Here is a 23,313-nt window from a genome sequence, read left to right on the forward strand (position 1 = left end):
AAAACCCCCACACCAACCCCCCGGCCGCCGTCCACCCCAACTGTGCCCGCGCCGCCGTCGTTGTCTTATTTCTTGCCTTGGTTCGCTACTGCGAGGATGGCCTCGGCAGCTGCGTCAGGATCCAGGTAGGTTCCACCGGGGGTGACCGGCTGGAAGTCATCATCGAGTTCGTACACCAGCGGGATGCCCGTGGGGATGTTCAGGCCGGCGATGGCGTCGTCGCTGATGCCGTCCAGGTGCTTGACCAGGGCGCGCAGGGAGTTGCCGTGGGCGGTGACCAGAACGGTCTTGCCCGCCTTGAGGTCTTCCTTGATGTCCGATTCCCAGTAGGGAAGCAGGCGAACCAGGACGTCCTTGAGGCACTCGGTGCGGGGCAGGGCGTCGCCGAGGTCCTTGTAACGGACGTCGTGTGCCTGGGAGAACTCGCTGTCATCGGACAGGGGCGGCGGCGGGGTGTCGTAGCTGCGGCGCCATTCCATGAACTGCTCTTCGCCGAACTCGGCAAGGGTCTGGGCCTTGTCCTTGCCCTGCAAAGCGCCGTAGTGGCGTTCGTTGAGGCGCCAGTCGCGCTTGACCGGGATCCAGCCGCGGTCAGCCTTGTCCAGGGCCATGTTGGCCGTGTTGATGGCGCGCTTCAGGAGGGACGTGTAGAGGATGTCCGGGAGGATGTTGTTCTCCACCAGGAGTTCCCCGCCGCGCACTGCTTCTTTGCGGCCTTGGTCGTTCAGGTCAACGTCCACCCAACCGGTGAACAGGTTCTTGGCGTTCCATTCGCTGTGGCCATGGCGCAGCAGAATCAGCTTGTAAGTCATGGTTTTCATCCTAGCTGAGCGGCCCCCTGCCCTGCCCGGCGTTACGGGCAGCACGATAAAGTGGGGCCGTGGTGCAAAAGGCGGAACGTGTGGGCTCTCCCCGCAGCAGGGGCGGCAAACCGGTTGGCAACATTACCCGCGGAACCACCAACCCGAACCGGATGCGTCGGCTGGACCGCTGGCTCGCCGGACCGCAGGCGTGGCGGCTGCGCACCGCCGTCGAGCCCCTTGTGGTGGACCTGGGCTATGGCGCCTCGCCGACCACCGCCGTCGAGCTTTTTGAACGGCTGCAGGCCGTCCGGACGGAAGTGCAGGTGTACGGGATCGAGATCGAGCCTGAGCGCGTGCGGACCGCGAAGGCGCTGGAACGGCCCGGGCTGAGCTTCCATGTGGGCGGCTTCGAAGTTCCGGTGCCGGGCAATCCGGTGCTGGTTCGGGCTTTCAACGTGCTGAGGCAGTACGAGGAGTCGGATGTACCCGCGATCTGGTCTCTGGTGCAGTCGCGGCTGGCGCCGAACGGGCTGTTCATCGACGGAACCTGCGACGAAATCGGCCGCCGCGTCACCTGGGTGGCACTGGACAGCGAGCAAGCGTTGAGCCTGAGCTTCTCCGTCCGGTTCGGCAGTTTCGAGCTGCCGTCCGAGGTTGCAGAGCGGCTGCCCAAAGCACTCATCCACCGGAACGTGCCGGGCGAGCCGATCCACGCTTTCCTGCAGGCCATGGACAAAGCCTGGCTGGACGCGGCGCCCCTGGCGTCGTTCGGGAACCGGCAGCGCTGGACAGGGATGTGCCGTTCACTGCGCGACGCCGGGTGGCCGCTTCAGGATGGACCCTCGCGGTGGCGCCTGGGTGAACTGACGGTGGCGTGGGACGCCGTAGCGCCGAACTAAGGCCGCTTTACCAGGGACCGTAGGGGCCGACGTTGCGGTTTCCGCCACTGCCCGCTTCACGGACGGCCGGGCGCACATCGGCGAGGTAGACGCAGGCCGCGGTGACGGCGGCGATCCCGAAGAGGCCAAGGCTGCTGCCGCCTGTCAGCAACGTCAACGCCCCGATGGCCAAGGCCACGCCCGTGAGCGCCAGCCAGAAGGTCTTGGTCCGTTTGGAAGCCGCCACAAACGAGGTGGGCCGGTGGCGCAGGCAATCAGCGAACGCCCACAGTTCCAAGGCCAGGGCCACCAAGCCCAGGATGAGGTAAACGCCGGTGCTGACGTACGCGATCAAGATTTTTCCGTCCACGCCCTCCAGCCTAACTGTCCAACGCCTTGAGTGCTTGCTCAAGGTCGGACCAGAGGTCTTCCACGTTCTCGATTCCAACGCTCAAACGGACCAGGTTGTCCGGGACGCTGAGCGGCTCAGCCGTGTGCCGGCGTCGTCGTTCGATCAGGGACTCAACCCCACCCAAAGATGTCGCCGGAAGCCACAGTTGCAGCGCGCGGACCAGTTCGTCCGCGGCGTCGGCGCCGGAGCGGCGCTGGTCGCCGGCGAGCTGGATGCAAAGGATGGAGCCGAACCCCTTCATCTGCTCCTTCGCCCGCTCGTGTCCGGGGTCGGAGGGCAGGCCCGGATACCTGATGGCTTCGACCCGGGGATGGGTGCTGAGCCGTTCGGCGAGCGTTGCCGCCGAGGCCTGCGAGCGCTCGATCCGCAACGCCAGGGTACGCAGGCCGCGAAGGGCCAGCCAGGCTTCAAACGGACCGGCGATACCGCCGTGGATGATGCGGTGGTGAAGGAGCGTGGCCCGCAGCTCCGGGTTGGATGTCACCAGGGCGCCCAGGACGACGTCCGAATGCCCGGCCAGGTACTTGGTCACCGAGTGAAGCACGACGTCGGAGCCCAGGCTCAGGGGCTGCTGCACCAGGGGCGTGGAGAAAGTGTTGTCGGTGACCACGATCGCGCCCGCGGCATGGGCGGCGTCGGTCAGGGCACGGATGTCTGCAATTCCGAGCATGGGATTGGTGGGGCTTTCGAGCCAGAGCAGGTCTGCCTTCCTGCCGTCTTCCGGGCTGATCAGGGCCTTCACCGCATCTGTGTCCGTGATGTCCACGGTCCGGAGTTCAAGGAAGCCCTTCCCTGCCAGTTCGGTGGCCATCACCAACGAACCCGCGTAGCTGTGGGTGGGCATCACCACGACGCCACCTGCTGGTACCAGCGAGAGCGCCGAACTGACCGCCGCCAGCCCTGATGCATAGAGCAGGCCGGGCAGTGTGGCACCTTCCAGTTTGGCCAGCGCGTCCTCGAAGGGGTCCCAGGTGGGGTTCGCGTAGCGGCCATAGCCCCGGTCGCCGTCGCCCAGGCTGCCTGTACCGAAGTATGTGGAGGACAGGACGATGGGCGGATTCACCGGTTCATCGTGGGATCGATCAGGGCGTCCGGCAGCAACCACAACGGTTTCAGGCGACAATTCGGCGGCGTGCTGATCGGAAAGGCTCATGGTTTCAGCGTAGTCGCGGGCAATGCTGTGGATGAAAGGTATGACGCGCCTTTGCTGTCAGGGAAGCTCGGTAGGCTAGACGCGTGAGTATTCAGAGCACAGGTCTTTTCATCGCGTTCGAAGGCGGGGACGGAGCGGGCAAGTCCACACAGGCCGCCCGGCTGTCGGATGCCCTCGAATCCAAGGGCATTTCCGTCCTGCGGACCCGCGAACCGGGTGGCACCCCGATCGGTGAGAAGCTGCGCTCTTTGGTGCTGGACCATGGGCATGGCACCATCGATGCCCGTACCGAGGCCCTCATGTTCGCTGCTGCCCGCGCCGCCCACGCCCACCAGGTCATCCGTCCTGCCTTGGCCAACGGGACGGTGGTCATCACGGACCGCTACATCGATTCCTCTGTCGCCTACCAAGGTGCCGGCCGCGGCCTGGGTGCCGACGGTGTCTTGTCCCTTAATGAATGGGCCACCGAAGGGCTCCATCCGCACCTGACGGTTTTGCTCGACGTCGATCCCGCCGACGGCCGCCAGCGCCGCACGGCCGGGGACGCTGCCGAGGACCGGCTGGAATCAGAGCCCGACGAATTCCACTCAGCCATCCGCCATGCCTTCCTGGACCTGGCCGGGGCCGCGCCCTCGAGCTACCTGGTCCTGCCTGCCGGCGATGACATCGAGGCCCTCGCCGCCCGGATCCTGGAGCGGGTGGAGTCGCTGTTGGTTGACCGAGTTCCCGGCCTCCGCCCGTGAGCGTCTGGGACGACCTCCAGGGGCAGGCTCCCGTTGTCGCGCAGCTGAAGCAGGCGGCGCAAGGCGAGTCGGGCCTCACCCATGCGTGGCTCTTCACCGGTCCCCCGGGCTCCGGACGCTCCAACGCGGCCAAAGCCTTTGCGGCGGCGCTGAATTGCGAACAGGACGACGTCACCCAACGAGGCTGCGGAGTCTGCGCGGCCTGCCACACAATCCTTGGTGAGACGCATTCGGACGTGACGTTCGTGCGGACGGAAAAAGTCACCATCACTATAGATGAAGCCCGCGAACTCGTTTCCAAAGCCGGAGACCGGCCTGCGACGGGCCGCTGGCGCATCATCGTGGTGGAGGACGCGGACCGCATGGCCGAGCGCACCACCAACGTTTTGTTGAAGGCCATCGAGGAGCCAACCCCGCGCACCATCTGGATGCTCTGCGCGCCCTCCCCTGCCGATGTCCTGGTCACCATCCGTTCCCGCTGCCGTCCGGTGAGCTTGCGGCTTCCGCCGGCCGCCGACGTCGCCGATCTTTTGGTGAGGCGCGACGGCGTCGATCGCCAACTCGCGGAAAGGGCCGCCCGCGCGGCCCAAAGCCACATCGGGATCGCCCGCCGCCTGGCCCGCGACGCCGATGCCCGGGAGCGCCGCCTGGGGACCGTTCGCATTCCCCTGGGTTTGCGGGGGGTGACAGCCGCGGTGATGATGGCCGAAAAGCTGGTAAAGATCGCCACGGAGGAAGCCAACAGCTCCAACGACGAACGCGATGCCGCCGAGAAAATCGCGCTGCTCGCCAGTCTGGGCGCACCCGAGTCCGGAACGTTGCCGCCGTCGATGCGCAGCCAGGTCAAGCAGCTTGAGGACGACCAAAAGCGGCGTGCCAAGCGCTCCATTACCGACTCTCTGGACCGCACCCTGACCGACCTTCTGTCCTTCTACCGGGATGTGCTGATCATCCAGTTGGGGAACGCCGTGGAACTGGTCAACGTTGAGCTCAGGGGCGAACTGGAAGAATACGCAGGCCGCTCAACGCCGGAAACCACCTTGGCCCGGATGGACGCCATCAACAAAGCCCGGGTCCGAATCACCACCACCAACGTCGCGCCGCTGTTGGCGGTCGAGTCCATGGCAACCAGCCTCATCCAGCAATAGGAGAACGCATGACGTCCGCCCGACGCCGGCCCGCCGGTAACCCTTCAAGGGACCGGTCCCGTACCCGCGGGTTCGCGGCAATCTGCGTGGTCTTGGCATCCATGCTGGTTCTCAGCGCCTGCACCGTGCCCTTCCTGCCAGGGCCTACGGCGAAGCCCTCCACCAGCACGGTGGAACCATCCATCGCGGCTTCCGCGCCCAAGGGGTTGGAGAAGTTCTATTCGCAGTCCGTGGAATGGAGCTCGTGCGGTGACGGGCTCCAATGCGGCAAGGTCCGGGTCCCCATGGATTACGCCCAGCCAGGCTCCGAGGAAATCTCCCTGGCGGCGATCAAGCTGCCCAGCACCGGGAAGAAGAAGGGCTCCATACTGGTCAACCCCGGTGGCCCCGGCGGCTCGGGGGTTGACTTCATCAAGGACGCGGGCACCACCCACTTCACGGAGAAACTTCGGAACAACTACGACGTCGTGGGCTTCGATCCCCGCGGCGTCAAGGATTCCGCACCCGTAAAGTGCATGACCGACGCCGAGCGCGATGCCGCCCGGGAAAAAGTGTTCCGGAAGAACACCGATGAGGGCCTGGCAGCGGCCATAGCCTTCAACAAGTCATTCGCCGAGCAGTGCGCCCAACAGACCGGTCCTGTTCTGGGGCACATCGACACCGTAAGCGCCGCGAAGGACCTGGACATCCTGCGCGCCGTGGTCAATGATGCCAAGCTCAACTACCTGGGGTTCTCCTACGGAACATTCCTTGGCTCAACCTATGCTTCGATCTTCCCGGACAACGTCGGCCGGCTGGTTCTTGATGGAGCCGTGGACCCGTCCATCAGCAACGAGGAACTGACCGCGGGCCAAGCCCGCGCCTTCGAAAAAGCCATCCACACCTACGTGGCGAGCTGCCAGAAACAGAACCAGTGCCCCATGAGCGGCTCCGTGGACAACGGCGTGCAGGAAATCAGGGACCTCATCAGCGCTGTGGACCAGAATCCGCAAACCGCCAAGGACGGCAGGCTGGTGACCGGAAACGACTTCGTCAACGGCCTCATCCTGCCGCTCTACAACGACCAAAGCTGGCCTGCGCTGACCCAGGCGTTGGACAGTGCCTTCTCCGGCGACGTGTCGCAGATGATGCGGCTCGCCGACCTTGGCGCGGACCGCGAACCCAACGGCACCTACAGCTCCAACTCGGCCTTCGCCTTCCAGGCGATCAACTGCCTGGACTACCCGATGGTCATGGACACTGCCGGCATGCGCGCCGAGGAGGCCCGCCTTCTCCAGGAGTCCCCCACCTTCGGCTCGTTCTTTGCGTACGGTGGCGTGAACTGCAAGGACTGGCCGTACCCGAACACCCGCACACCGGCGCCCGTCAAATACACCGGCGAAGCTCCGATCGTGGTGGTCGGCACCACCGGTGACCCTGCCACTCCCTTGGAATGGTCCCAGTCGCTGCGCAAACAGCTTGAGAATGCCTCCCTGGTTACCTGGGAAGGCGAGGGGCACACCGCCTACGGCCGCTCGAACTCCTGCGTCAGCACCGCCGTCGACGACTACTTTGTTGACGGGAAGCTGCCGCAGGACGGACTCACCTGCTAGAGGTGCCTGGCTTCGCGCTTCTCCACCAGGAGCGGGAGCTGCTTGATGGAGTCGACGACGACGGTGGCACCGGCCGCGCGCAGCGTCGCCTCCGAGTGTGAGCCGGTCAGCACACCCGCAATAAGGGACGCCCCGGAGCGGACTCCCGAGAGCATGTCCGAGCTGGTATCCCCGACCACCGCGACCTCCCGCACGTCATCAAGGTCAAGGGCGAGCACAGCGGTGAGGATCATGTCCGGGTAGGGCCGTCCCCTGCCTGCGTCTGCCGGGCACAGGCTGAGGTCGGCCAGGCCCATCCACCCCAGGGATTCGAGCACCATGTTCTGGGTGTGGCGGCCGAACCCCGTAGCGAGGACGACCTGCATGCCTGACTCACGCATCCACAAGATGGCGTCCTCCGCCCCGGCGATGGCGCGGACACCGCCGTCTTCAATGAGTTCGTCATATGCCTGCTCGAACACTTTGTTGGCACTGCTGGCCACCGCGGAGTCCTCGAAGAGGTGGCTGAAAACGGTCATCTTGGAGAAACCCATGGTGTCCCGGGCATAGCCGAGCATGCTCTCAAAACGAGTGCTCCCCGGTTCGATGCCGTGTTCCGCCAGGGCCCGGGACATTGCCCGTTCGGTGCGTCCGTCATCGGTAATGGTGGTTCCCACCATGTCCACAACTGCCAGCCGCAGCCGGCTGGGTGTGGTGTTGGCGTAGCTGGTCAGTGCGTCCCCGGTCATCGAGCGGCTCCTTCGGCTGGTGGTGTGGCGTCGTGGTGCCACAGGTGATTCCCCAGCTTCCGGCGACCGGGAAACGGCCGCCTGAACCCGGCCCGACGCCCGGGTGAACATCCCCGCAACGACGGCCTCCGTGCTCGTTTTGACCCGGGCGCCGTGCCTCTATTACAGTTATGTCTTGCGTGATCGCCCGGGAAACCGGGGATGAACGCGGTGCTTCCTTAGCTCAGTCGGTAGAGCGTTTCACTCGTAATGAAAAGGTCATCAGTTCGATTCTGATAGGAAGCTCGGTAGAGAACCCCTGGAAATCATGGATTTCCAGGGGTTCTCGTTTTTGGTCAGACGCCTGCGCATCATGCCACCGGGACCTTCAACGATCCGCCCTTCCAGCGAGTTCCGGATTCTGCCTGCGGCGCACAACGGCCCGGGACGGTATTGCCTCCCCGTAGAATAGTCGGCATTATGGATGACCCTCCTTCACATATGCCCAGGCCCCTCTGCTCATTGACCGGATCGCCGGTTTCCAAGGGAGAGGGGCGCCCGAATGTATGAGTGGATCATGCTCGGCATAGGCCTCGTCCTCACTGTCGGCACCGGATTCTTTGTTGCTTCGGAATTCGCACTGGTCAACCTGGACCGTGCTGAACTCGAGGCCCGCCAAGCCCGCGGCGAAAAGCGGCTGGGGCCAACCATCAAGGCCCTCAAAATTACCTCCACGCACCTCTCCGGCGCGCAACTGGGTATCACTTTGACCACCCTGCTCACCGGATACACCTTTGAGCCTGCCATCAGCAGCATGCTCAGCGGACCCTTGCAGTCTTTGGGACTGCCCGCAGCCTTGGTTCCCGGAGTCGGAGCTGTGGTTGGCATCTTCGTGGCAACCGTGTTCTCCATGGTGATCGGCGAACTTGTTCCCAAGAACTTCGCGCTGGCACTGCCGTTGGCAACCGCCAAGGTGGTAGTCCCCTTCCAAGCTCTGTTTACCGCTGTTTTCAAGCCGGCGATCCTGCTGTTCAACAACACCGCCAACAAGATCATCCGTTCCTTCGGCATCGAGCCGAAGGAGGAGCTCTCCGGCGCCCGCTCGGCAGAAGAACTGTCATCGCTGGTACGCCGTTCCGCGACGGAGGGACTGCTGGACCAGGACCACGCCGAATTGCTGAACAGGACCCTGCGTTTCTCCGAGCACACCGCCGGTGACGTCATGACTCCTCGTGTCCGGATGGTTGCCGTGGATGCTGATGACACGGCGGCGGAAATCGTTGCCCTCGCATCAGCTACCGGATTCTCGCGGTTCCCGGTGATCGGCCGGGACCGGGACGAGGTGCTGGGTGTGCTGCATGTGAAGCAGGCCTTTGCCGTGCCCCTGGAACGGCGTGAAGCAGTGACCGCCACGGAATTGATGACCCAACCGCTGTACGTTCCTGAGTCCAAGGACGTCGACTCTTTGCTGGTTCTCCTGCGCAAGCAGGGGCTGCAGGTGGCCATCGTCTCGGATGAACACGGCGGAACTGCGGGGATCGTCACCCTCGAAGACCTGGTGGAAGAAATTGTGGGCGAACTTGAAGACGAACACGACCGTGCGCGCGCCGGCGTAGTCCGTGTTGGCCGCTCCATCACCTTTGATGCTTCGTTGCGTCCCGATGAACTGCTGGACCGCACGGGCCTTGTTGTTCCGGAAGGCGAAGAGTACGACACCGTCGCCGGTTTCATGTCCGACCAGTTGGACCGGGTACCGGAGCTGGGCGACGAAGTTGCCATTTCCGGGGGTGTCCTTCGCGTGGAACGCGTAGCAGGGGCCCAGTTGGGACGTATCCGTTTCACACCTGATCCCGACGCGGAAACAACCAGCACCCACGACCAGATAGTTGACAAGATTTCCGAGGAGCTCGGCCATGAGTGAGTACCTTCCAGGCATCATCTGGCTGGTGGTCCTGCTGGTGGTGAACGCCTTCTTCGTTGGCGCCGAGTTCGCTGTGATCTCGGCCCGTCGTTCACAGATCGAGCCCAAGGCCGAGGCCGGCAGCAAGGCAGCAAAGACGACGCTGTGGGCCATGGAGCACGCCACCCTCATGCTGGCGACCAGTCAGCTGGGCATTACCGTGTGTTCCCTGGTGATCCTTAACGTCTCCGAACCTGCCATCCATCACCTGCTGGAGATTCCGCTTGGCCTGACGTCACTCCCGGCAGAAGCCATTGGCGTCATCGCGTTCGTGGTGGCCTTGCTGCTGGTGACGTTCCTGCACGTGGTCGTGGGAGAAATGGTCCCGAAGAACATCTCCTTCTCCGTCCCGACCAGGGCAGCCTTGATCCTCGCTCCCCCGTTGGTCCTCGTGGCCAGGATCTTCAAGCCCGTGATCTGGACCCTGAACGGGATCGCCAACTCTGTGCTCCGCCTCTTCCGGGTGGAACCCAAGGACGAGGCCACGAGCGCCTACACTCTGGACGAAGTGGCCAACATTGTTGAGCAGTCCACGCGCGTGGGCACGCTGAATGACACCAGTGGAACGTTGACCGCCGCCTTCGAATTCACGGCCAAGACCGTGGGCGACGTCGAAGTGCCGATCGCCCGGATGGTGCTCCTGCCTCCAACCTCTACACCGGCCGACATCCAGCGGACGGTCGCGGAGCACGGCTACTCGCGGTACATCCTGACCGACGCGAACGGGGAGCCGACGGGGTACCTTCACTTGAAGGACGTCATGGATCTGACGACGCCGGAGAAGTTCAACAGGCCGGTGCCCGAGAAGCGGATCCGTCGCCTTGCCTCGGTGTACGTGGGAAGTGAACTTGAGGACGCTTTGGCTTCCATGCGCCGCAGCGGTTCTCACGTCGCCCGCGTCTTCAACGCCGAGGGTGCCACCACCGGCATGTTGTTCCTCGAGGACATCATCGAAGAGCTGGTCGGTGAAGTCCAGGACGTGACCAGCGCCTGACGACGCACTACGGCCCTGTTGTGAGGCCCACTCTGCGTTCCATTCAGGGGCGGAAGCGCGCAGAGCGGGCCTCGCAACGGGAGACGTCAGCAGACCATGGACTCCCGGAGCTGCGGAGCGCGGCGACGGTCAGCGTTCGGGGCTGAGCACCTTCGAGAAGACCGCGGTTCCATTGGCGTTGCGCAGACTCACCGTGAACGAATCATCCGAACCGAGTTCCACATGCCCGAAGAACTGGTTCTCCCCGTTGCGCGGGGACTCACCCGGGAACCGGCCTGCCTTGGAAAACACGACTTCCGGCCCGAAGGTCCCGTCCATGTCGTTCGGGCCGAAGGAGCCCGCGTTGATGGGCCCCGCAACGAACTCCCAGAAGGGCTGGAAGTCCTTGAAGGATGCCCGCTCCGGAGAATAGTGGTGGGCGGCGCAGTAGTGGACGTCGGCCGTAAGCCACACCGTGTTCTTTACGCCATGCTTCTTGAAGGCGCTCAAGACCCCGGCGATTTCCAGTTCCCGGCCCAGCGGTGCACCGTTGTCCCGGTTGGACAGGCTTTCCTGGTTCACGGGACCGTCAGGCACCACGATGCCCAAGGGCAGGTCCGCAGCGATGACCTTCCAGGTGGCCTTGGACTGCCGGACTTCCTTGATCAGCCAATCCACCTGCTCCTGGCCCAGGATGTTTGTGGTGTAGGGCTCCTTGCCGTCGGTATTCGGCGACTTGTAGGTGCGCATGTCCAGGCAGAAGATATCCAGTTGCGGACCGCGCGGAATCTTGCGGTAGATGCGCGCAGGCTGGTACTGGCCGGCGTCGTAGGTTCCGGGGCGCCACAGCGCCGCCGAGTCCGCGATCGGCATGTTTTCCTGCCACGCCTGCCGCCCGCGCGCGGCGAGGACGTTGACGTTGCGTTCGGTGTAGCGGGCGTCGTCCAGGACTTGGCCCGGGTACCAGTTGTTGTGGGTCTCGTGGTCGTCCCACTGCGCGATGACCGGCACGTCGGCGAACAACGACCGCATGTTGGCATCGAGGGAGTTGTAGCGGTGCCGGCCGCGGAATTCCTTCAGGGTCTCGGCTACTTTGGACACTTCCTCGGTGACGATGTTGCGCCACACCTGGCCGTCCTTCTCGGTAACGGATTCCGCGATGGGGCCATCGGCGTAGATGGTGTCTCCCGAGTGGATGAAGAAGTCCGGCCGGACGTCATGCATGGCCTTGTAACCGCGCATGCCGCCGATCTGCCCGTTGATTCCCCAGCCCTGGCCCGCGGTGTCGCCGGTCCAGACGAACGACTGGGAGGACGACGCCGGCCTGCCGCCTCCGCGGCCGCCAGGCGTGCCGCCGTCGTTGGCTTCCTTGTTGCCGGGCGCCGTACTGAAGGTGCCTTGGGCGGCTTCGCCCGTGCCGTTCTCATCCTCGAAGTTCAGCTCCAGCCTGAACCTGGTGCCCGGGGGCAGTCCCTTGGCGTGGATTTTCGCGGTGAAGTCGCTGGCTTCCGTGGCCAGGGGTCCACGGATGGTTCGGCTGAACCCGTACCGTCCCCGCAGGATCTCCCCTGCGTCGTCGATGGCGTTGAGGGTGGCGGTGAGACGTCCGGGTCCTGAGGCGCGCGACCACAGGACGGCCGAATCCGTGGTGACGTCCCCGGTAGCGATGCCCGTGGGGAGGGTGAGTCGCTTGCGGACCAGCGGGATGGCTGAGGGCGCTGCGCCCGCCGGGGTGGTGGCCCCTGCGGTGAGGCCGGCCAGCGTAAGGCCGGCGAGGGAGGACTTGACGAGGGTGCGGCGTGAAAAGTCGGTCATGGCATCCACCCTTTCCGGCCACCATGAACAAAAAGTGAGGGTGGGGTGAAGGTTGTTGCTCGACGAAGTCCTTTTCCGGTTACCCCTCGACATGCATGATAAGTATGCTTAGCATTGTTCGTGCAGCATCGCTTTTGCTGAAGGACCGGCAGTGCGTTTCCGGACAACCTGCCGACTGAAAGCCTCCGGCCCCCACGCTTTCGGGCGGATACATACGGGCCATAATTCTGAATTCCCTATTTCCTCGCTGATTCACCCTCTCGTACTTGCGCGACCAACCAGCGCCACCACCTCAGGACCGTGGCGTGGGGCGTTCTGCGCCCTGAAAGCCATCACGACTTGGTCGAATCGGCATGGGCAGAAGAAAAGAGCGGAACATGAAGGCAGTAGTTTACAAAGGACCGAACGACGTCAGCGTTGAGGAAATCCCCGACGCAAAGATCGAGCACCCTGCCGACGTACTGGTGAGAATCACCTCGGCGAACATCTGCGGTTCGGACCTCCACATGTACGAGGGCCGGACGAGCTTCGAACCAGGGCGCTCCTTCGGGCACGAGAACCTGGGGGAGGTGGTGGAGGTCGGCCCCGCGGTGAGCAAAGTGAAAGTGGGCGAGCGCGTGGTCCTGCCCTTCAACATCGCCTGCGGCTTCTGTAAGAACTGCGAACGCGGCTTCACCAACTACTGCCTGACCATGCAACCCGAACCGAAGCTGGCCGGTGCGGCCTACGGCTTCGCGGACATGGGCCCGTACCAGGGTGGCCAGGCCGAATACCTCAGGGTTCCTTACGGCGACTTCAACTGCCTGCGGCTGGGTGAGGACGCCGAGGAGAAGGAGCTCGACTACGTCATGCTGGCGGACATCTTTCCGACCGGCTGGCACGCCACGGAGATGGCCGGCGTGTACCCCGGCGATTCCGTGGTCATCTACGGTGGTGGTCCGGTGGGACTCATGGCCGCCTACTCTGCCGTCATCAAGGGCGCCGGCAAAGTGATGGTGGTGGACCGCCACCAGGACCGCCTGAAGCTGGCCGAACAGATCGGCGCCATTCCCGTAAATGATGCGGAAGTGGATCCCGTGGAATTCGTCAAGGACCAGACCATGGGATTCGGCGCCGACCGCGGCTGTGAATGCGTTGGCTACCAGGCCCACGATCCCGAAGGCAACGAACACCCCAACCAAACCCTGAACCGGCTGGTCGACTCGGTCCGCTTCGTGGGTGGCATCGGCGTGGTGGGCGTCTTCCTGCCGCAGGATCCAGGTTCCCCCGATGAACTCGAGAAGCAGGGCCAGATCGCTTTTGACTATGGAAACTACTGGTTCAAGGGCCAGACCATGGGCTCCGGCCAGTGCCCGGTCAAGAAGTACAACCGTGCTCTCCGCGACCTCGTCGCCGGCGGAAAGGCCAGCCCTTCCTTCATCGTCAGCCACGAGCTGAGCCTCGACGAGGCCCCCAAGGGATACAAGAACTTCGACAGCCGCGAAGACGGCTGGACCAAGGTCGTCCTGCACCCCGCCGGAGTTTAAGCGGGAACTTCCCATGTCACGACCAACCAGAACCAGGACGAGGTACTGATGAAGGCAATGGTTTACCGCGGCCCCTACAAAGTCAGGGTCGAAGAGAAAGATATTCCGAAAATCGAGCATCCGAACGATGCGATCGTCAAGGTCAGTGCGGGCGCCATTTGCGGCTCCGATCTGCACCTGTACCACGGCATGATGCCGGACACCCGGGTCGGCATGACCTTCGGACACGAGTTCGTGGGCACGGTCCACGAGGTGGGCTCGTCCGTGCAGAACCTCTCAATGGGCGACCGCGTCATGGTGCCGTTCAACGTGTACTGCGGCTCATGCTACTTCTGCTCCCGCGGCCTCTACTCGAACTGCCACAACGTGAATCCGAACGCGACGGCGGTGGGCGGCATTTACGGCTACTCACACACCTGCGGCGGTTACGACGGCGGTCAGGCAGAGTTCGTGCGGGTTCCGTTCGCGGACGTGGGGCCTTCAAAGATCCCCGACTGGCTGGAGGAAGAGGATGCGGTGTTGCTCACCGACGCACTGCCGACCGGCTACTTCGGCGCCCAGCTTGGGGACATCGTTGAAGGCGACACCGTGGTGGTGTTCGGTGCGGGCCCTGTGGGGCTGTTTGCCGCAAAGTCATCCTGGCTGATGGGTGCCGGTCGTGTGATCGTGATTGACCACCTGGAATACAGGCTGGAGAAGGCACGCAGCTTCGCCCATGCCGAGACGTACAACTTTGCCGAGTACGGCGACATTGTGGTCCACCTCAAGAAGGAAACCGACTTCCTGGGTGCCGACGTCGTTATTGACGCCGTCGGGGCCGAAGCTGACGGAAACTTCCTGCAGCACGTCACCAGCAGCAAGTTCAAACTGCAGGGCGGTTCGCCCATCGCACTGAACTGGGCGATCGACTCGGTACGAAAGGGTGGGACCGTGTCCGTAGTAGGCGCCTACGGTCCGATCTTCAGCGCCGTGAAGTTCGGCGACGCCATGAACAAGGGCCTGACTTTGCGCATGAACCAATGCCCGGTCAAGCGGCAATGGCCTAGGCTCTTCGAGCACATCCGAAATGGGTACCTGAAACCAAGTGACATCGTCACCCACCGGATTCCGCTTGAACACATCGCCGAGGGTTACCACATGTTCTCCGCCAAGCTGGACAACATCATCAAGCCGCTGGTTATCGCCGGGCAGTCCTGAAGGGAGCACACCTTGACTGAAACAGCCACGCCATATGTCGCCGAAAAGACAACCAAAAGGGAGTCTGCGGAGGCTTTGCGGGCCCGGATTCCGGGATGGGGAGCCGACCTCGACCCCGCAGACCGGCCTTCCTATCCCCGCGAACAACCGGGCATCGAAACCGGCGCACATTGGGACTTCCCGGAGCGCCAGCCAGAGAAGTGGCCCAGGGAACGGTCGGTGGAACACGCATTCCTGCCTCCCGTCTTTGGAACCTCCACTCCCCCGGCCGGAGTCTCGGGCGCCATCCGCAAGTACGCCTACAAGTACAGCGAGGGCCGGGCTGCCCACTGGCTGCTGCTCGTAGCGGCAGACAGAGTGGACGCCTGGGAGCACCACCTCCGTTCCTTTGCCACGTTGCGGCCGGACAACCCCATTACCGAGACGGGAGTGCTCAGCGAGTTCTCCCGTGGTGGTGTCCGTTCCCGGGTGGGACAAAAGCGCGTCGACCTCAACCACCAGTGGATGGACCCGATCATCGTCGGTGCCCCGTGGGCGCTGGCGGCGGGCGGCCTCGCCGTCGTCGTCCTGCGCGGGCTGCGGAAGCGCAGGTGAGCCTGACGACTCCGCCGCGCTAACTGCCGCAGAAACCGCAAGGGCCACCAGCAACTCACTTGCTGGTGGCCCTTGCACGTTACCCTTGGCTGAGATTGGTGATCGCGTTGAGGGAAACGGCGATCAGGACTGTTCCAAAGAAATACGACAAGAGAGCGTGAAGAAGGGCTTTACGGCGGATCTCGGTGCTTCCCGTCTCGACTTCAGGCGGGGCGTAGGTCATGCCAACCGTGAAGGCGAAGTACGCGAAGTCGCTGTAAGCCGGTTGCCTGCCGTCCTTGTCGTCAAAGCCGCCGCCGTCACGGTCGACGTAGTACATCCGGGCGTATTTCAAGGCATAGACCGTGTTGACCAGGGCCCAGGCGACGATCGTGCCGAGCACCCCCATTATGACCAGGGCGACAGATACAGGATCACCGTCCCGGTTTCCCGACTGGATCAATGCAACTCCCACGGCGGCAATGCTTACCAGGCACGCTGTGATGATTGCGTTGTCCGTCAACCGTGAGGCTGATTCTTCGCGTGCCATGCGCTCAGTCCCGGGCGGGTCCTGCCCCCAGCAGAGCCGCCACGCCCACACCAGGGCGATGAGACCGGCAATGCACCAGGCGACCAAGGGCGAAAGGGTCGGTGAAACCGCCAGACCCGCCGCGGCTCCGGCCACCACCCCAGAGCCTGCGCAGATAACGGCACGGCGGGCTGAAAGGATCCGACCGTTCATGATTGCTCCTCGGGTGGGTCCTACGAGGCTACGCGCCTGGAACTGCTGCGCACAACGAGTGTGGGTGCGATTGGAGTGCGGTCAACTTCCCTTCCTTCCATGGCACCCAGGAGCACCTCCATGCTCATCAGCGCCAGGGCCGTGAAGTCCTGGCGCACCGTGGTCAGCGGCGGCAGGAAATAGTCCGAACCTTCAATGTCGTCGAAACCGACCACACTGACGTCCTCCGGCACCCGGATCCCGTTTTCGGTGAACGCGCGAATGAGTCCAAGGGCCGTATGGTCACTCGCCGCAAAGATGGCTTGAGGCACCCTGTTTTCCCGGACGAGGTCAAGGCCTGTTTCGTAGGCCCATCGGGGGCTCCAATCACCTTCCAGGCAAAGACCCTGAGGAAGTCCGGCGTCACGCAACGCAGCTTCCCAGCCGCTCTTGCGCACCCGCCCGTCGAACCAATCCATGGAGCCGGCCAGATGGGCGATGTCGGTGTGTCCCAGGTCTATGAGGTGCTGGGTGGCGAGCCGGGCTCCGAGCTCCTGGTCTTCCGAATAGGTGAAGACCTTCGGAGTTGATGATGCTCCGGCCGCGATCATCTCGACCGGTACCCGGCAGGTGGCATTCCAGACCGCCGATGCCATATCGACCAAGGGTGCAACGACGATGATTCCCCCGACGCCAGTGTCATCCAAGGTGTCCAGGGCAGCCTGCACGGACTCCTCGTAGGGCTGCTCGACACTGATGACTGTGGTGGCGTAGCCCTTCTTCCGCGCGACGGTCTCAAGGGCCAGGAGCGTCCCGACCGGGCCGAATCGCGGGGAGCCGTCGGAGAGGAGTCCGATGGACGTTGACCGGTTGGTGACCAGCGCAGTTGCCGCGCGGTTCCTGCGGTAACCAATGTCCTTTATTGCCTGCAGGACGCGTTCACGGGTGGCCGCACTGACGTCCGGGGCGTTGTTCAGGACCCGCGAGACGGTGCCGAATGAGACTCCGGCGATCTCCGCGACGTCGTTGATGGTTGGCTTCCGCCGCAACGCAGCTCCTGTTTGCCCGTTAGCTCCATGTGGAACCGTAATGCCTGACACGCTCTCTCCTGTCCCCGCACCGTTCAACCGGGCCGATGCGTACCAATACTACGTGCGTACGCCCCGTCCGGTTACCGGAAAACAGGACGGGCGTGATGTTTGACACTTTCCACCGTAAACGTTTACGATCAGTTCCGTAAACGTTCACGGGAACTGCCGTTAGCGATTACGGCCCAGCTTCACCACGGATGAAACGGGCCACTAACGCAGGCTCTTCGGCGTCCACCATCGACGGTTCGGCCGAGGAGGGCCCGCCCCTTCGCCGGTTCCAGTCACTCCGGAACCCGCCCCCACCCCATTTATTCATAAGCACTGGAGAACAATGATGATCCGCAGGCTTCCCCTCGTGGCTTTGGCCGCTGTCCTGTCACTTTCCGTCGCCTCGTGCAGCAGTTCGGCAGCGGGCACCTCGAATGCGCCGGACGCCGGCGTGTCCGAAAAAGCCCAGCAGGCCCTCGACAAAATCAAAGGGCAGGTCCTGAGCAAGGGACCCAATGGAGAGACCCCTTCTCCTGCATCCGTCGCAGATCTGACCCCGGACGAGATCCAGAAGATCAAGGGACTCAACGCCAAGGCCGCCATCGTGATGCACTACGGCGGCAATGACTGGGCCACGGCTCAGGTCAACGGCCTCAAGAGCGAATTCGAGAAGCTCGGCATCAAGGTCATCGCGACAACTGACGCCAACTTCAAGCCGGACAAGCAGGTCTCGGACATTGAGACCGTCATGACGCAGAATCCGAACGTCGTCGTCTCCATCCCCACGGATCCCGTGGCCACCGCCTCTGCCTATAAGAAAGCCGCAGCTGCCGGCGCCAAGCTGGTCTTCATGGACAACGTCCCGCAGGGACTGACCCCCGGGACGGACTACGTTTCGGTCGTATCCGCTGACAACTATGGCAACGGAGTGGTTTCTGCCCACCAGATGGCCAAGGCACTGGGCGGCAAGGGCAAGATCGGCCTGGTGTTCCACCAAGCCGACTTCTTCGTGACCAAGCAGCGCCATGAAGGATTCAAGGACACCATCACCAAGGAATACCCGGACATCCAGATCGTGGAGGAAAAGGGCATCGCAGGCCCTGACTTTGCTGGAGATGCGCAGGCTGCTGCCAACGCCATGATCAGCAAGTACCCCGACCTCGCCGGCATCTGGGCAGTGTGGGACGTTCCGGCAGAAGGCGTCATGGCGGCAGCACGCGCCGCTGGACGGCAGGACCTGAAAATCGCCACTGAGGACCTCGGCAAGAACGTGGCGATTGCACTGGCCAAGGACGAACTCGTCGTCGGGCTCGGCGCCCAGGTTCCGTTCGACCAGGGCGTCACCGAAGCCCGCCTTGCCGCAGGGGCACTCATCGGCAAGCAGGCCCCTCCGTACGTTGCGCTGAGCGCACTGCCGGTTGACCACGCGAACGTCCTTGAGGCTTGGAAGCAGGTCTACCACGAGGACGCACCCAAGGACATCCAGGACTCCTACAAGAAGTAGCCAGACCCTACGGTGCGGGGGACCTCTCCCCCCGCACCGCGCCGAAAGGGCGGGAAATGAACACCGCAGACAATGTCGTCGAGATGCGCTCGATATCCAAGGCCTTCAACGGCGTGTCCGTCCTGAAGGATGTCGGTTTCGATGTCCGTAAAGGCGAGGTGCACGCGCTGGCAGGCGGCAACGGGGCCGGCAAGTCCACCCTCATGAAGATCCTGCAAGGCGTCTACCAGGCCGACGCTGGAGAAATCCTCATCGCCGGCAAACCAGCCGCCATCAACTCGATCCAGGACGCCAAGTCCGCAGGAATCGGGATGGTCTTCCAGGAATTCAGCCTGGTACCCAGCCTGACCGTTGCGCAGAACATCTTCCTCGGCACTGAGCCGCTCGGGCGGGGCGGTCTCATCGATGACCGCGCCGCCGTGCGGCGGGCAAAGGAAGTCTTTGCGGAGATGGAAGTGGAAGTCGACGCCGGCGCGCAGGTCTCGCGGTTGGGGACCGCCTACTGGCAACTGACAGAGATCGCCAAAGCCCTGGCGCAGAACGCCCAGGTGCTGATCATGGACGAGCCCACGGCGAGTTTGGCCCGGCATGAATCCGAAGCGTTGTTTGAGCTCATAGACAGGCTCAAGCAGCGCGGAATCTCGATCATCTACATCTCCCACCGCATGGACGAGGTGTACAGGCTGGCTGACCGGATCACCATCCTCCGCGACGGAAAGCACCTGCTTACCGAGCCACTGACCGGGGTCACGCCTGAACAGATCGTCGAAGGCATCGTCGGCAAGAAGGTCGACGGCGAACTCTCCTATCGCGCGCGGAACACCATCCGCCACGATGTCGAGCCGCTGCTGGAGGTCCGCGGACTGAACGCTGGTAACCGGGTCCAGGACGTGACGTTTGCGCTTCGGCCCGGCGAGATCCTCGGTTTGGCCGGGCTCATGGGCAGCGGACGGACAGAGCTCGCCCGCGCACTTTTCGGCATCGACAAACCGGACAGCGGCCAGGTCCTCATCCGTGGCAGGAAAGTGACCCTCGCATCACCGCAACAAGCCATCGACGCCGGCATCGCCCTCGTCCCGGAGGACCGCCGGGCACAAGGGCTGGTTCTGGAGCACTCGGTCCAGGACAACCTGCTGCTGCCCCTGCTGAAGAACATCCAACGGGGTCCCCTTCTGGACGGCGCCAAGGGCAACGAGTTGTCCACATCGCTGATCAAGAGATTCGCAGTAAAGGTCGCGCACCCCCACCGCCCCGTGCGCCTGCTTTCGGGCGGCAACCAACAAAAGGTGGTCATCGCCAAATGGCTGGGGACCGATCCCGACATCCTCATCCTCGATGAGCCGACTGCCGGCGTCGATATCGGTACCAAGAGCGAGATCCTCGACATGATCCGTGAGCTGGCAAGCGACGGCAAAGCCATCATCGTCATCTCTTCCGAATACCCCGAACTACTTGCGGTCAGTGACCGCGTCCTCGTCCTCAAGGACGGCTCCATCATCCGCGACATCCCTCGCAGCGACATCGCTGACGAGGAATATCTACAACTTGCAGTCCAGGGAGTCTGAACAGTGAGCAAGACAAACACCATCGCGCCACGGGACACCGGGGCACCCCGCAACGTCAGCACCTTTCTCAAGGACCTGGACTGGCGACGCTATGTCATCTACATCGGCTTCGTCGTCGTCTTCCTGATCTTCGCGGTCCTGCTGCGCGACCAGGGATTCCTGTCGCCGAACAACCTCCTGAACATCTTCCGGCAGACGGCCACCATCACCGTCATCGCTGTGGGCATGACCTACGTGATCGCCTGCGCCGAGATCGACTTGAGCGTGGGATCCGTAGCGGGCCTCTCCAGCGTCTGTACGGCGATGGCCCTGTCGCAATGGGGCCTGGTCCCGGGCATTCTCGCCGGTTTGGCTGTGGGTCTGGTGGTCGGATCGGTCAACGGCGCATTGGTCAGCCTCCTTGGAATCCCTTCCTTCCTGGTGACACTGGGCATGCTCGGGATTGCCGTGGGCGTAGCGCAGTGGATCACGGCTTCAGCACCCCAACCCATCCTGAACGACACGTTCAACACGCTGTTCGGTTCCGGCAACTTCGGGCCCATTCCGGGCTTGGTGGTCTGGAGCGGCATCTTTGTGGCCATTGGCGCCGTCGTCCTGAACCGCACCCGGTTCGGCCGCCAGGTCCTGGCCACCGGTGGCAACCGCAACGCCTCCGAGTTCACTGGAATCAACACCAAGCGCATCAAATTCCAGGTGCTGCTGATCTCCGGCATGGTGGCCAGTGTTGCGGGAATGCTCTACGCAGGCCGCCTCCAGTCGGGACGGTTCCAGTGGGGTGCAGGTGACGAACTCTCCGCCATCGCGGCGGTCATCCTGGGCGGGACCAGCCTCTTCGGCGGCTTCGGCTCCATCATCGGAACGCTCTTTGGCGCCCTTCTGATCGGCCTGATCAACAACGGGCTGATCCTGGCAGGCCTCGACAGCAGCCAGCAGCAGGTGGTTCGCGGTGCGATTATCATTCTGGCAGTCGCCCTCGCCCGGAAGAAGTGACCGGGCATGACTTCCACACCACGCGCAGGCATCATCGGCACGGGGTTCATGGGCGCAGTCCACTCCCACGCGGTCCGCGCTGCAGGAAGCACCATCAGCGCCGTTGCCGGCAGCAGCCGGGCCAGCGCTGAAGCCGCCATCACCCGGCTGGGTGCCCTCGCCGCGGCCGATTCGCCGGAGTCACTGATCGCACGGGATGATGTGGACGTTGTCCACATCTGTACTCCCAACGCCACTCACGCGGGGCTAGCCCGCCTGGCCATCGCGGCAGGCAAGGCCGTGGTTTGCGAGAAACCCCTGGCCACCAGCGTCGAGGACGCCAAGGAACTGACCTTCCTCGCGGAACAGGCCAAGGTCGTTACCGGAGTCCCCTTCGTCTACCGCTTCTATCCGGCTGTCCGTGAGGCCCGGGACCGTATCCTCAACGGGGACGCGGGCAACCTCTGGTTACTCCACGGGTCCTACCTGCAGGACTGGTTGGCAGGTGCAGCAGAAACGAACTGGAGGGTCGACCCCGCTCTCGGAGGAGCGTCGAGGGCTTTCGGCGACATCGGGGTTCACTGGTGCGACCTGATGGAGTTCACCACAGGGCACCGCATCACCCGGATCATGGCCAATACGAGCCGGGCCTACGAGAAACGTGAAACCCACGGCCACTTCTCATCGGTGTCAACGGAGGACGGGGCAACACTGCTCTTCGAGACCGACAACGGGGCCACCGGTTCGTTGGTGGTGAGCCAAGTCAGTCCAGGGAGAAAGAACCGTCTGTGGTTCTCCTTCGATGGCACTGACGCATCCCTCAGCTTTAACCAGGAAACACCGGACACCCTGCACATCGGACGCGTGGATTCCACCTCACACATCGCCGTGGGGCCACAGACCCTGTCCACCCCCGGCGGCCGCCGCTATGCCAGGCTTCCGGCGGGACACCCGCAGGGTTACCAGGACAGCTTCAATGCTTTCATCGCTGACACGTATGCAGCGGTCCGAGGCCAGGCGCCCGAAGGCCTGCCCGGCTTCCGCGATGGGCTCCGGGCTGCGGTTCTGACCGAAGCAGTGGTCTCCTCCGCGGAACGACGGTCATGGGTCGACGTTCCCGCTGCTGACGATCCTTCCGAATTCCTCACGTCCTACCCGGCAGTTGAAAGGCAAATCCAATGAAACTCGGTTACTGTTCCATCACCTGGGGCGGCGTCGTCGGCCACCCCCAAGGCGTGACGAGCGTCAAGGACCTCTTCTACCTGACCCACGGCTCGATGCACGACGCGGTACGTGACATCGCCGCCGTCGGATATCAGGGCGTGGAGATGTTCGACGGAAACCTGGCCGAATATGCCGACAAGCCCGAAGAGCTCAAGGAAATCCTCAGCAGCAACGGAGTCGAGCTCACAAGTGTCTACACGGGGGCGAACTTTATCTACGCCGACATCCTTCCCGACGAAATGCACAGGATCCACAGAGCGGCGGAACTGGCGGCAGGTTTTGGAGCGGAGCGGCTCGTGGTTGGGGGCGGCGCACGGCGCGCGGCCGGGACCACCGAGCAGGACTACTACCTTCTGGGCCATTCGCTTGACCGGGTGTCGGACATAGCGGAGAGCTTCGGCCTGTCGGCGAGCTACCACCCGCACTTGAGCACGATCGTGGAAAGCCCGGACGAACTGGAAAAGCTCATGCCGCTGACCAGGATCGGGTTCTGCCCCGACACTGCCCATCTCGCAGCAGGCGGAGCAGACCCGGCAGCAGCAATCCGCAAGTATTCCGACCGGATCCAGCACGTCCACCTCAAGGACTTCCGGCAAGACCCCTTCGCGTTCCTGCCGCTGGGCGAAGGCGACCTCGATTTCCCCGACATCATCGCTGCGATCCGCGAAAGCGGCTACGACAGCTGGCTCATGGTGGAGCTCGACAATTACGACGGCGACCCCAGCGAAGCAGCCAAAATCAGCAAGAAATACCTCGAGACACTCCTCTAAG

21 protein-coding genes and 1 tRNA gene are annotated in these 23,313 nt (G+C 63.5%); 15 read left to right on the forward strand and 7 right to left on the reverse strand.

What is annotated here, in order from left to right; all coding sequences use genetic code 11:
- Window positions 1-65: 65 nt before the first annotated feature.
- Window positions 66-812: a phosphoglyceromutase gene (locus ACFUOZ_RS18875; protein ID WP_377550908.1), complete on the reverse strand. Its 747-nt coding sequence runs from the start codon at window positions 810-812 to the stop codon at window positions 66-68.
- A gap of 68 nt (window positions 813-880) precedes the next feature.
- Between ACFUOZ_RS18875 and ACFUOZ_RS18880 the strand changes: the two genes are divergently transcribed.
- Window positions 881-1,702, forward strand: coding sequence for a class I SAM-dependent methyltransferase (locus tag ACFUOZ_RS18880; RefSeq protein WP_377550910.1), 822 nt, complete (start codon window positions 881-883; stop codon window positions 1,700-1,702).
- Between the two features lie 7 nt (window positions 1,703-1,709).
- On the opposite strand, the gene ACFUOZ_RS18885 is transcribed toward ACFUOZ_RS18880, so the two are convergent.
- Window positions 1,710-2,051: a DUF2516 family protein gene (locus tag ACFUOZ_RS18885; RefSeq protein WP_377550912.1), complete on the reverse strand. Its 342-nt coding sequence runs from the start codon at window positions 2,049-2,051 to the stop codon at window positions 1,710-1,712.
- A gap of 10 nt (window positions 2,052-2,061) precedes the next feature.
- Window positions 2,062-3,246, reverse strand: coding sequence for a trans-sulfuration enzyme family protein (locus tag ACFUOZ_RS18890; protein WP_377550914.1), 1,185 nt, complete (start codon window positions 3,244-3,246; stop codon window positions 2,062-2,064).
- A gap of 83 nt (window positions 3,247-3,329) precedes the next feature.
- Between ACFUOZ_RS18890 and tmk the strand changes: the two genes are divergently transcribed.
- From tmk to ACFUOZ_RS18905, 3 genes are read left to right on the forward strand one after another with little or no spacing between them, the layout of a single operon-like run.
- Window positions 3,330-3,989, forward strand: coding sequence for a dTMP kinase (gene tmk / locus ACFUOZ_RS18895; protein WP_377550916.1), 660 nt, complete (start codon window positions 3,330-3,332; stop codon window positions 3,987-3,989).
- The gene (locus ACFUOZ_RS18900) at window positions 3,986-5,137 is read left to right on the forward strand and encodes a DNA polymerase III subunit delta' (RefSeq protein WP_377550918.1); all 1,152 of its coding nucleotides are present in this window, start codon (window positions 3,986-3,988) and stop codon (window positions 5,135-5,137) included. The genes tmk and ACFUOZ_RS18900 overlap by 4 nt, the downstream gene beginning before the upstream one ends.
- Window positions 5,138-5,145: 8 nt before the next feature.
- Window positions 5,146-6,729, forward strand: coding sequence for an alpha/beta hydrolase (locus tag ACFUOZ_RS18905; RefSeq protein ID WP_377550920.1), 1,584 nt, complete (start codon window positions 5,146-5,148; stop codon window positions 6,727-6,729).
- On the opposite strand, the gene ACFUOZ_RS18910 is transcribed toward ACFUOZ_RS18905, so the two are convergent.
- On the reverse strand, window positions 6,726-7,457 hold the full coding sequence (locus ACFUOZ_RS18910) for an HAD family hydrolase (protein WP_377550922.1): 732 nt from the start codon (window positions 7,455-7,457) through the stop codon (window positions 6,726-6,728). The two genes, ACFUOZ_RS18905 and ACFUOZ_RS18910, sit on opposite strands and share 4 nt — an antisense overlap.
- Before the next feature lie 212 nt (window positions 7,458-7,669).
- On the opposite strand from ACFUOZ_RS18910, the gene ACFUOZ_RS18915 reads away from it, so the two are divergent.
- From ACFUOZ_RS18915 to ACFUOZ_RS18925, 3 genes are all read left to right on the forward strand, one after another.
- Window positions 7,670-7,742, forward strand: a tRNA-Thr gene (locus ACFUOZ_RS18915).
- A 256-nt stretch (window positions 7,743-7,998) separates the two neighbouring features.
- The gene (locus tag ACFUOZ_RS18920) at window positions 7,999-9,357 is read left to right on the forward strand and encodes a hemolysin family protein (RefSeq protein ID WP_377550924.1); all 1,359 of its coding nucleotides are present in this window, start codon (window positions 7,999-8,001) and stop codon (window positions 9,355-9,357) included.
- Window positions 9,350-10,390, forward strand: coding sequence for a hemolysin family protein (locus tag ACFUOZ_RS18925; RefSeq protein WP_377550926.1), 1,041 nt, complete (start codon window positions 9,350-9,352; stop codon window positions 10,388-10,390). The genes ACFUOZ_RS18920 and ACFUOZ_RS18925 overlap by 8 nt, the downstream gene beginning before the upstream one ends.
- Before the next feature lie 129 nt (window positions 10,391-10,519).
- On the opposite strand, the gene ACFUOZ_RS18930 is transcribed toward ACFUOZ_RS18925, so the two are convergent.
- Window positions 10,520-12,184: an alkaline phosphatase D family protein gene (locus ACFUOZ_RS18930; RefSeq protein ID WP_377550928.1), complete on the reverse strand. Its 1,665-nt coding sequence runs from the start codon at window positions 12,182-12,184 to the stop codon at window positions 10,520-10,522.
- Between the two features lie 377 nt (window positions 12,185-12,561).
- Here ACFUOZ_RS18930 and ACFUOZ_RS18935 point away from each other — a divergent pair, with 377 nt between their 5' ends.
- From ACFUOZ_RS18935 to ACFUOZ_RS18945, 3 genes are read left to right on the forward strand one after another with little or no spacing between them, the layout of a single operon-like run.
- Complete coding sequence (locus ACFUOZ_RS18935; protein ID WP_377550930.1) at window positions 12,562-13,710, forward strand: glutathione-independent formaldehyde dehydrogenase; 1,149 nt, start codon at window positions 12,562-12,564, stop codon at window positions 13,708-13,710.
- 48 nt (window positions 13,711-13,758) lie between these two features.
- Window positions 13,759-14,907, forward strand: coding sequence for a zinc-dependent alcohol dehydrogenase (locus ACFUOZ_RS18940; protein ID WP_377550932.1), 1,149 nt, complete (start codon window positions 13,759-13,761; stop codon window positions 14,905-14,907).
- 12 nt (window positions 14,908-14,919) lie between these two features.
- Window positions 14,920-15,501: a hypothetical protein gene (locus ACFUOZ_RS18945; protein WP_377550935.1), complete on the forward strand. Its 582-nt coding sequence runs from the start codon at window positions 14,920-14,922 to the stop codon at window positions 15,499-15,501.
- Between the two features lie 79 nt (window positions 15,502-15,580).
- Here the strand turns inward: ACFUOZ_RS18945 and ACFUOZ_RS18950 are convergent, their stop codons facing one another.
- Both ACFUOZ_RS18950 and ACFUOZ_RS18955 read right to left on the reverse strand, forming a co-directional pair.
- The gene (locus ACFUOZ_RS18950) at window positions 15,581-16,222 is read right to left on the reverse strand and encodes a DUF1345 domain-containing protein (RefSeq protein ID WP_377550937.1); all 642 of its coding nucleotides are present in this window, start codon (window positions 16,220-16,222) and stop codon (window positions 15,581-15,583) included.
- Window positions 16,223-16,242: 20 nt separating this feature from the next.
- Window positions 16,243-17,301 carry a LacI family DNA-binding transcriptional regulator gene (locus ACFUOZ_RS18955; RefSeq protein WP_377550940.1) on the reverse strand — a complete coding sequence of 353 codons (1,059 nt, stop codon included), beginning with the start codon at window positions 17,299-17,301 and terminating at the stop codon, window positions 16,243-16,245.
- A 322-nt stretch (window positions 17,302-17,623) separates the two neighbouring features.
- Here ACFUOZ_RS18955 and ACFUOZ_RS18960 point away from each other — a divergent pair, with 322 nt between their 5' ends.
- From ACFUOZ_RS18960 to ACFUOZ_RS18980, 5 genes are read left to right on the forward strand one after another with little or no spacing between them, the layout of a single operon-like run.
- Window positions 17,624-18,784 carry a substrate-binding domain-containing protein gene (locus tag ACFUOZ_RS18960; protein WP_377550942.1) on the forward strand — a complete coding sequence of 387 codons (1,161 nt, stop codon included), beginning with the start codon at window positions 17,624-17,626 and terminating at the stop codon, window positions 18,782-18,784.
- Window positions 18,785-18,840: 56 nt separating this feature from the next.
- On the forward strand, window positions 18,841-20,349 hold the full coding sequence (locus ACFUOZ_RS18965) for a sugar ABC transporter ATP-binding protein (protein ID WP_377550944.1): 1,509 nt from the start codon (window positions 18,841-18,843) through the stop codon (window positions 20,347-20,349).
- 3 nt (window positions 20,350-20,352) lie between these two features.
- Window positions 20,353-21,339 carry an ABC transporter permease gene (locus ACFUOZ_RS18970; protein ID WP_377550947.1) on the forward strand — a complete coding sequence of 329 codons (987 nt, stop codon included), beginning with the start codon at window positions 20,353-20,355 and terminating at the stop codon, window positions 21,337-21,339.
- Window positions 21,340-21,345: 6 nt separating this feature from the next.
- Complete coding sequence (locus tag ACFUOZ_RS18975; RefSeq protein WP_377550950.1) at window positions 21,346-22,500, forward strand: Gfo/Idh/MocA family protein; 1,155 nt, start codon at window positions 21,346-21,348, stop codon at window positions 22,498-22,500.
- Window positions 22,497-23,312, forward strand: coding sequence for a sugar phosphate isomerase/epimerase family protein (locus ACFUOZ_RS18980; RefSeq protein ID WP_377550953.1), 816 nt, complete (start codon window positions 22,497-22,499; stop codon window positions 23,310-23,312). Before ACFUOZ_RS18975 ends, ACFUOZ_RS18980 begins: the two co-directional genes overlap by 4 nt.
- Window position 23,313 lies beyond the last annotated feature (1 nt).

Origin of the sequence: Paenarthrobacter sp. NPDC057355 (assembly GCF_042667405.1) — a bacterium.
Classification (GTDB): Bacteria; Actinomycetota; Actinomycetes; order Actinomycetales; family Micrococcaceae; genus Arthrobacter.